The following is a 9,616-nucleotide window of genomic DNA, read 5'->3' on the forward strand; positions in this document are numbered from 1 at the left end:
ATATTCTCAGATTTACCCATCGAATAATAGTGTAAAAAAGGAACTCCAGCTGCTTTTAATTCTAATGATTGCTGAATCGCCCATTCGACTCCTACTTGTCTAATATCAGCGTTATTTTTGCATTTGTCTACTGCATCGATTAAATCTTCTGGCAAATCGATTCTAAAAATTTGTGGTAAAACCTGTAAATGTCTTTGAACGGCAATTGGTTTAATTCCAGGAATAATCGGAATTGTGATTCCCATTTCTCTTGCTTTTTCTACGAAAGCAAAATATTTCGAATTATCAAAAAACATCTGCGTTACTACATAATCAGCTCCTGCATCAACTTTTTCTTTTAATCTTTTTAAATCCGATTGTAAAGAAGGAGATTCTAAGTGCTTTTCTGGATAACCTGCAACTCCAATACAGAAATCGGCTTTATTATCGGCATCGATTACTTCGTGCAGATATTGTCCGCAGTTTAAGTCTTTAATTTGTTTTACTAAATCAATTGCATAATGATTTCCTCCAGCTTTTGGAACGAAAGATTGTTCATCTTTCATAGCGTCACCACGAAGCGCCATTACGTTATTAATTCCTAAATAATGACAGTCAACCAACATATACTCGGTTTCTTCTTTGGTAAAACCGCCACAAAGCAAATGCGGAACCGTATCAACATTGTATTTGTGCTTTATAGAAGCACAAATACCAAGCGTTCCCGGACGCATACGAGTTAATTTCTTATCTAAAAGTCCGTTACCTTTATCAATATAAATATATTCTTCACGAGAAGTCGTTACATCAATAAATGGCGGATTAAACTCCATTAACGGATCAATATTATCGTATAGTTCTTGAATGCTTTTCCCCTTCTGAGGCGGAATAATTTCAAATGAGAATAATGTTTTTCCTTTGGCGTTTTCTATATGTTCTGTTACTTTCATTTCTTTTTTTGTTTCAGGTTTCAGGTTTCAGGTTTCAAGTTGCTGTAGAGAACTTGAAACCTGAAACCTGAAACTAAAATAACTTTTTCGTTAATCTGCTATATTAGGGTTTAACCATTTCATTGCGTAATCAAGCGGTACATTTCGGCGTTTAGCGTAATCTGTAACCTGATCTTCTTTTATTTTTCCAAGTCCAAAATAGCGGCTTTTTGGATTTCCGAAATAATATCCTGAAACCGATGAAGCTGGCCACATTGCCATACTTTCTGTTAGCTTCACTCCAATTTGTTTTTCAACATCTAAGAGTTTCCAAATGGTTGGTTTCTCTAAGTGATCTGGACAAGCCGGATAACCTGGAGCTGGACGAATTCCTTTATAACTTTCTTTGATCAATTCTTCGTTTGTTAAAGATTCTTCGCTGTCATAACCCCAGAAATCTTTACGCACTCTCTCATGAAGATATTCGGCGAAAGCCTCAGCAAAACGATCGGCAAGCGCTTTTACCATAATCGAATTATAATCGTCTAAATTCTTTTCATATTCCGCCGCCCATTCGTCTACACCGAAACCTGTCGTTACACAAAAAGCTCCCATATAATCTTCTATTCCGCTTTCTTTTGGCAGAATAAAATCGGCTAAAGCGATGTTTGGAGCACCTTTTGTTTTTTGCGACTGCTGACGAAGCGTTAAGAATTTCTCCAAAACTTTTCCGTTTTCATCACGTAATTCGATATCGTCATCATTTACCTGATTCGCAGGGAAAATTCCGTAAATACCCTTTGCTTTTAGTTTTTTCTCTGCTAAAATTACTTTCAGCATTGCCTGAGCATCATTAAAAACAGAAGTCGCTTCTTTACCCACAACCTCATCTGTCAAAATTGCTGGATATTTTCCGTACAATTCCCACGTCTGGAAAAACGGCGTCCAGTCGATATACGGAACCAAAACATCCAATTCTACTTCGATCGTTTGTGCACCGATTACTTTTGGTTTAACTGGAGTATATTCACTCCAATCCAATGGTAATTTGTTTTTACGAGCGTCTTCAATCGTTAAGAAATTCTTATCTCTTGAACGATTTAAGAACGTTTCTCTAAACGAATCGTATTCTGCACGAATATCGGCAGCGTATATTTTTCTATTATGATCTAACAAATTTCCTGCAACAGTAACAGCTCTCGAAGCATCGTTTACGTGAATTACAGTTTCTCTATATTGAGGTGCAATTTTCACGGCAGTATGCGCGCGCGAAGTGGTTGCCCCTCCAATCATAATCGGGATTTTAATATCTTGTTTATCTAATTCTTTGGCTAAATAAACCATTTCATCAAGCGAAGGCGTGATCAGTCCGCTTAATCCAATAATATCAACTTCATGTTCAATCGCCGCTGCAATGATTTTTTCCGGAGGCACCATAACACCAAGATCTACAATCTCATAATTGTTACAAGCCAAAACTACCGAAACGATGTTTTTACCAATATCGTGAACGTCACCTTTTACGGTTGCCATCAAGATTTTTCCGTTTCCTTGTTTATCTCCGGCTTGTTTGCTTGCTTCAATGAAAGGCAATAAATAGGCCACGGCTTTTTTCATTACACGAGCCGATTTTACCACCTGAGGCAAGAACATTTTTCCACTTCCGAATAAATCTCCAACTACATTCATTCCGGCCATCAAATTGATTTCGATAACTTCAATTGGTTTTGTCGCTGCCAAACGTGCTTCTTCAACATCTTCTTCAATAAAAGCGTCAATTCCTTTTACTAACGAATGTGTAATACGTTCTTGAACCGTTCCAAAACGCCATTCTTGAACCGTTTTTTCATCGCTTTTTGCTTCACCTTTTACGCTATCTGCAAAATCTAACAATCTTTCAGTAGCATCGTCACGTCTATCCAGAATTACATCTTCAACGTATTCTAATAAATCTTTCGGAATATCATCGTAAATCGTAAGCATCTCCGGATTAACGATTCCCATCGTCATTCCGTTTTTGATCGCGTGGTATAAAAACACAGAGTGCATGGCTTCACGAACGGTATCATTTCCTCTAAAAGAAAACGAAACGTTACTTACTCCACCACTAATATGTGCGTGCGGAAGATTCTCACGAACCCATTTCGTCCCTCTAAAGAAATCCAAAGCGTTCAATCTATGCTCTTCCATTCCCGTTGCAACTGGGAAAATATTTAAATCGAAAATAATATCCTGCGGAGGGAATCCTACTTTGTTCACCAAAATATCATACGAACGCTGGCAAATCTCCACTCTACGATCGTAATTATCGGCCTGACCAACTTCATCAAAAGCCATTACAATAGCAGCTGCTCCGTAACGTTTGATTAATTTAGCATGATGAATAAAGGCTTCTTCTCCTTCTTTTAACGAAATCGAGTTGACAACGCTTTTCCCTTGTACTACTTTTAGACCTGCTTCGATGATTTCCCATTTCGAACTGTCGATCATAATCGGCACTCTCGAGATGTCTGGTTCCGCAGCAATTAAATTCAAAAATTTAGTCATCGCTGTAACACCGTCAAGCATTCCTTCATCCATATTAATATCGATGATTTGTGCTCCACCTTCTACCTGCTGTCTTGCAATATCAAGCGCCTCGTCATATTTCTCTTCCTTGATTAATCTCAAGAATTTTCTTGAACCTGTCACGTTTGTACGCTCACCAACATTCACGAAAACACTTTCCGGCGTAATAATTAACGGTTCTAATCCTGATAATACAAGGTCTCTTCTTTTTTCTGTCATTTTCTACCAATCCATTGTTCCTACGGAACATTTTATTCTCAATTCAACCTGCAAGGTTTTCAAAACCTTGTAGGCTTCTATTTTTTAACTCTCAATAAATCATACCTACAAGATTTTGAAAACCTTGCAGGAATACGAATATTATTCAAAAACCGTCGCTACTCTCGGTTTATAGTCTTTCGCAACCTCAGCCATTAATCGGATATGATCTGGAGTTGTTCCGCAACAACCGCCAATGATATTAATCAAATTATCATCTAGATATTCTTTAATGAAAGCCTGAGTTTGTTCTGGCGTTTCATCATATTGTCCGAATGCATTTGGTAATCCAGCGTTTGGATGCGCCGAAACATTAAAGCTCGTATTGTGTGCTAATGTTTTTAAATACGGTTTCAACAAATCGGCTCCAAGAGCGCAATTGAATCCTACACTTAACAACGGAATATGTGAAACTGAAATCAAAAATGCTTCAACTGTCTGTCCTGAAAGCGTTCTTCCTGAAGCATCTGTAATGGTTCCTGAAACCATGATTGGAATATCGAGATTACGTTCTTCTTTTACTTCTTCGATTGCAAAAAGTGCTGCTTTTGCATTTAATGTATCAAAGATTGTTTCTACTAAAAGCAAATCACAGCCACCGTCCATTAAAGCTTCTGCTTGTTGTTTGTACGCGATTCGTAAATCGTCAAACGTTACGGCTCTGTAACCTGGATCGTTTACGTCTGGTGACATACTTGCTGTACGGTTTGTCGGGCCAATTGAACCGGCTACGAAACGAGGTTTCTCTGGATTTTTAGCGGTAAACTCATCGGCAACCTCGCGTGCAAGTTTTGCCGATTCGTAGTTTAACTCGTAAACCAAATCTTCCATGTGATAATCGGCCATACCGATTGTCGTTCCTGAGAAGGTGTTGGTTTCTACGATGTCAGCACCAGCTTCAAAATAAGCGGCATGAACATCGCGGATTGCTTGTGGTTGTGTTAGGGATAGTAAATCGTTGTTTCCTTTTAACGGATGTGGGAAATCTTTGAAACGCTCTCCTCTGAAATCTTCTTCAGAGAAATTATAGCGTTGCAACATTGTCCCCATTGCTCCGTCAAGGATTAGGATATTTTTTTTTATTGCTTCTTGAATTGTTACTGCCATGTTGTTTTGCCGCAAAGACGCTAAGGCGCCAAGCTTTTTTTATTTTTAATTTTGAAGGATCTATTTAAACCCGACAGGTTTTAAAAACCTTTCGGGTTTACCTTCGATATTTTTCACATTAATTCCAAAAGTGCACTATTGTTGGCTCATTAGCCCCGATGGAAGCAAATATCCTTTTATTCTGGGGTTCAGAATAAAAGATATTTGTGTACAGCGGGAACTATTGAAAGCAAAAATGCACCAATGATTCGCTCCTGATACAGCATCTGTTTCAGTAAATATTATATGTTATCGAGAAAAGTTTTGAGAAATACGAGTATGTATTTGTGTTATCTATCTTTAATACTGGAAAATGTCGTATAAAGTAGAATTTAGCACCTTCTTTATGATAAAGGGTTGCTAAGGTTTCATCGGGTCTATCCCTCCGCCTTTCGTGATAACGAACAATAATTTTAAGAACAGTGCAAAGGTATGAAATAGGCTTTCTATTTGCAAATGTTTTTTTTCTAAGGTACTGAGGGACTAAGATGCTAAGGTTCTAAGGTTTTTTAGCTTCTGTTTTTCAAATATAGCCCGCGGTTTCAACCGCGGGGAACGTATTGTGATAATTTGGTTTGTATGATCATATCCGCATTGATTATGCGATGTGTTCATACGTTGTTGTGTTCATACGTTGTGTTCCAGTGGTTGAAACCACTGGCTATGTTCTATACATTTTTTGCTATAGTGTTCAGCTCCGGAGGAGCATAATATTTATAGAAAAACAACCAGCACAACACAAGAGCTCCAGCGGAGCGACATATATTTCGCTCCGCTGGAGCTCTTTGTCAAACGACATCAATTTTATTCTATAAATATGTCATCCCTCTGGGATTATTCATAGTAATTAAAAAAGCCCAAACTTTAAAAAGTTTGGGCTTTACAATATTTAAAAAACCTTAGCGCCTTAGTCCCTTAGAACCTCAGCACCTTCGATTAAACAATCGCCTTAACAACCGCTTTAGGCGCTTCTTTACGAGTTCCATCAAAACCGTCTACACCAGAAACTGTTGTATATTTCAATACATATTTTTTACCTGGGTTGATGATTGAATACGCAGCTTGGCACATTAAAGTTGCTTCGTGGAAACCACAAAGGATCAACTTTAATTTTCCTGGATATGTATTTACATCTCCAATAGCGAAGATTCCCGGAATGTTAGTTTGATAATCTAATGCATTGTTTACTTTAATAGCATTTTTCTCAATTTCTAATCCCCAGTCTCCGATTGGACCTAATTTTGGTGTTAATCCGAAAAGTGGGATGAAATAGTCACATTCGATTTTACGGTGTGCTCCGTTTTCTTCGATATCTAATGACTCAACATGCTCAGCACCATTGATTCCGATAACTTCTGCCGGAGTGATTAATTTAATTTTTCCAGCTGATTTTAATTCCTGTACTTTTTCTACAGAATCTAAAGCCCCTCTAAATTCGTTTCTTCTGTGAATTAAAGTTACTTCTGAAGCTACGTTTGCTAAGAAAATTGACCAGTCTAATGCTGAATCTCCTCCTCCTGCAATAACAACTCTTTTATCTCTGAATTTCTCAGGATTTTTGATGAAGTATTTTACTCCTTTATCTTCATAAAACTCGATATCTTCGATAAGTGGTTTACGAGGCTCGAAACTTCCTAATCCTCCAGCGATTGCGATAACCGGCGCGTGGAATTTAGTTCCTTTGTTTGAAGTTACAATGAAAGTCCCGTCTTCTTGCTTTTCAACTGTTTCAGCGCGTTCTCCTAATGTAAATCCTGGCTCAAATTGTTTGATTTGTTCCATTAATCCGTCAACTAAATCTCCGGCTAATACTTCTGGGAATCCAGGAATATCATAAATTGGTTTTTTTGGATATAACTCTGAAAGCTGTCCTCCTGGCTGAGGCAAAGCATCTAAAATGTGGCATTTTAATTTCAATAATCCTGCCTCGAAAACGGCAAATAAACCTGTTGGGCCTGCTCCAATTATAAGTATATCTGTTTTAATCATTATGGTTGTTGTTTATAATCATTCTTAATAACGCAAAGAAACGAATAAATCCTTGTACTTTCAATGATTTTTATCATTAATTTCTTTCCGAAACTTTTTTACTCTTTATTTTTTAATCTCATTCGTTCATCGGGTTAAAACCCGACGCTACAATATGAAACGTTCCTCTGGAACTCTTTTATTCCTTATTTTTTAATGAAGAGGTAATCTCATTCATCCTTTTAACCTTTTCTTCGAAATTGCCTTTTAGCGTTTTTCGATATTCATTTAGATTCTCAACCATTTGATTGATATCTTCAGGAATTACTTCTTCGAAAAACTCACGCAATCTCTTTGCCGTTGTTGGCGATTTTCCGTTGGTTGAAATGGCGATTTTTACATTTCCTTTTGTTACGATTCCGCCCAAATAATAATCACATAAATCTGGCGTGTCAGCGATATTGCAAATTAAATAACGTTTTCTGGCTAAATCGTAAACCTTTTTATTTACTTTCAAATCGTCTGTACAGGCAATTACCATGTGACGTTTTTTGAGCATTTTCTTTTTGAACTTTTTTTCCGTCAATTTAATTGAAGGATGTTTTTCTGCTAAAACCTTAATTTCTAAATGAAAATCCGGTGCAACTACCTCAACATTAGCATTCGGACTTGACTTTAGCAAGAACGAAAGCTTTTCCAGACCTACATTTCCTCCGCCTACAATCAAGACATTTAAATTGTGAAGCTTTAGAAATATTGGATATAATTCGTTTTGTTCCATTTTAATTTAATTTCATCTAAACAAAATTAGATGATTTACCAATCAGATGTTCCTAACGGAACATTTTTATTGGGAACGTTTACCTATAAATTGTTCCGTTAGGAACATTTCCTTTGGCAATACGTATTGATTCTGGCATTTTCAATTCTTTGCGTACATCGGGTTGAAAGCCGACGCTACAATATGAACCGTTCCTTCGGAACTTTATCTTGCAATTTCTTTTGATAGAAATTCTTCGTAAAAACCTTTTAACTTATTGCTTTCTCTTACAACTTCGCCTAAAACAATAATCGCTGGCGAACCTAATTCTTTTTCTTTTACAATATTTAGAATCGAATCTACAGTTCCAACACCAACTTTTTCTTCTGCTGTTGTTCCGTTTTGGATGATCGCAACGGGTAAATTTCCTTTATCTTCTTTTTGAAACAAATCGATGATTTGATGCAATTTGTGCATTCCCATCAAAATCACAACAGTTGCAGAAGATTTCGCCGATAAGGCAATATCTGAAGATAATTTTCTATCCGATGTTGTTCCTGTAATAGCCCAAAAACTTTCTGAAACACCACGTTTTGTTATTGAAATTCCCTGACTTGCAGGAACGGCAACAACTGATGAAATTCCTGGAACTACGATAGTTTCTATTCCGAAACTTTCTGCAAAATCAATTTCTTCTCCACCTCTTCCAAAAATAAATGGATCTCCGCCTTTTAATCGAACTACATTTCCGTATGTCAGTGCATTATCTACAATCAATTGATTGATTTGATCTTGCGTGTAAGCATGATTTCCGATTCGTTTTCCAACAAAAATTCGGATGGCAGTTTTCGGTGCGTAATCCAGAATTTCTTCGTTGGCCAAAGCGTCGTATAAAACCACATTAGCTTCAGCCAATGCTTTTACAGCTTTCAGCGTCAGTAAATCGGGATCGCCCGGACCTGCACCGACTAAAGTTATTTTGGGTTTTATATTATGCATTTGCTAATTCCTGTGCTCTGAAAGTTTCGATTTTATCAAAGAAAACGACTGCCTGAGCAATATAATCTTTAGCGAAAGCTTCTGATGGTTCATTTTTATTGATTTGGTAAACCAAGTCTTTAAAAGTTGAGTTTAATTCGATTTTATTTGTATCAATGAAAACAGTATCAAACAAATCCACAATTCCTGCGTGATGATTTGTTTTTTGGTTTTCAGCCAATAACAATGCTTTTGCACCGTTTACAAATCCTGCATATGCATGGTAAATTGCATCTGACCATTTTTTCTCGTCGAAAGATTCCTGAGCCAAGATCAATTTCTCTTTAGCTTCAAACAATAATGTCGCCACTAAATCGATCACAACTCCGGCACATTCTCCAACTCCAACTGCTTTTACGTAATTGTCTGCGTTACCCCAATCTACAAAATCAGCTTCTGCTAAATTGGTTACATCTGCGAAAGGTTTTAAGATTTCGTAGAAATATTTCTCTCCTTTTGTATCATAATAATCAAGGAATTTTTGTCCGCTTCCGTTGGCATCAAAATCATTTAAAATGGTACGCAACGCATCTGGACCTCTACGACTAGGCACTTTAATTACTTTATCAGCAAAACGTCCAGCGCCATTTCCTAATCTTCCTCCGCCAAGTAAAACCTGTAAAGCCGGAGCAACTAATTTTCCTGAGTTGATAGACATTCCCTGGAATCCAATTGCAGACATATTGTGTTGTCCGCAGGCATTCATACAGCCTGAAATTTTGATTTCGATTTCACGGTTGTTTAAATACTGTGGATATTCTGTGCTTAAAACTCTTTCTAATTCTTCTGCAATACCGGTACTACTTGCAATCCCCAAGTTGCAAGTATCAGTACCCGGACATGCCGTAATATCTCCAACTGAATTATATCCTAATTGAACAAAGTCAAGTTTGGCTAATTCTTGATAAAAGAAAGGAAGATTCTCTTCTTTTATGTGACGTATTACAATATTTTGACGCAATGAAAAACG

At 37.2% G+C, this 9,616-nt stretch carries 7 protein-coding genes and 1 riboswitch; all 7 genes read right to left on the reverse strand.

The window, feature by feature from the left end; all coding sequences use genetic code 11:
- Positions 1-929 (reverse strand): methylenetetrahydrofolate reductase [NAD(P)H] (gene metF / locus B3J44_RS09030; RefSeq protein WP_286967934.1); only part of this gene is annotated, 929 nt, incomplete at its 3' end.
- Between the two features lie 90 nt (positions 930-1,019).
- Positions 1,020-3,695: a methionine synthase gene (metH, locus tag B3J44_RS09035; RefSeq protein ID WP_286967935.1), complete on the reverse strand. Its 2,676-nt coding sequence runs from the start codon at positions 3,693-3,695 to the stop codon at positions 1,020-1,022.
- Between the two features lie 141 nt (positions 3,696-3,836).
- Entirely contained in the window at positions 3,837-4,841 is a 1,005-nt protein-coding gene (locus tag B3J44_RS09040; RefSeq protein ID WP_286967936.1) for a homocysteine S-methyltransferase family protein, read from the reverse strand.
- Between the two features lie 326 nt (positions 4,842-5,167).
- Positions 5,168-5,284: riboswitch (SAM riboswitch) on the reverse strand.
- A 532-nt stretch (positions 5,285-5,816) separates the two neighbouring features.
- Positions 5,817-6,869: an NAD(P)/FAD-dependent oxidoreductase gene (locus B3J44_RS09045; RefSeq protein WP_073412897.1), complete on the reverse strand. Its 1,053-nt coding sequence runs from the start codon at positions 6,867-6,869 to the stop codon at positions 5,817-5,819.
- 178 nt (positions 6,870-7,047) lie between these two features.
- Positions 7,048-7,629 (reverse strand): precorrin-2 dehydrogenase/sirohydrochlorin ferrochelatase family protein, encoded by a 582-nt coding sequence (locus B3J44_RS09050; protein WP_091493804.1) that lies wholly within the window; start codon positions 7,627-7,629, stop codon positions 7,048-7,050.
- Between the two features lie 204 nt (positions 7,630-7,833).
- Entirely contained in the window at positions 7,834-8,607 is a 774-nt protein-coding gene (gene cobA / locus B3J44_RS09055) for a uroporphyrinogen-III C-methyltransferase (RefSeq protein ID WP_286967939.1), read from the reverse strand.
- Positions 8,600-9,616, reverse strand: a 1,017-nt coding sequence (locus B3J44_RS09060; RefSeq protein ID WP_286967940.1) for a HEPN domain-containing protein, incomplete at its 5' end; no start/stop codon positions are given. The genes B3J44_RS09060 and cobA, both read right to left, overlap by 8 nt.

Origin of the sequence: Flavobacterium sp. UBA4854, assembly GCF_002399805.1 — a bacterium.
GTDB lineage: Bacteria > Bacteroidota > Bacteroidia > Flavobacteriales > Flavobacteriaceae > Flavobacterium > Flavobacterium ginsengisoli.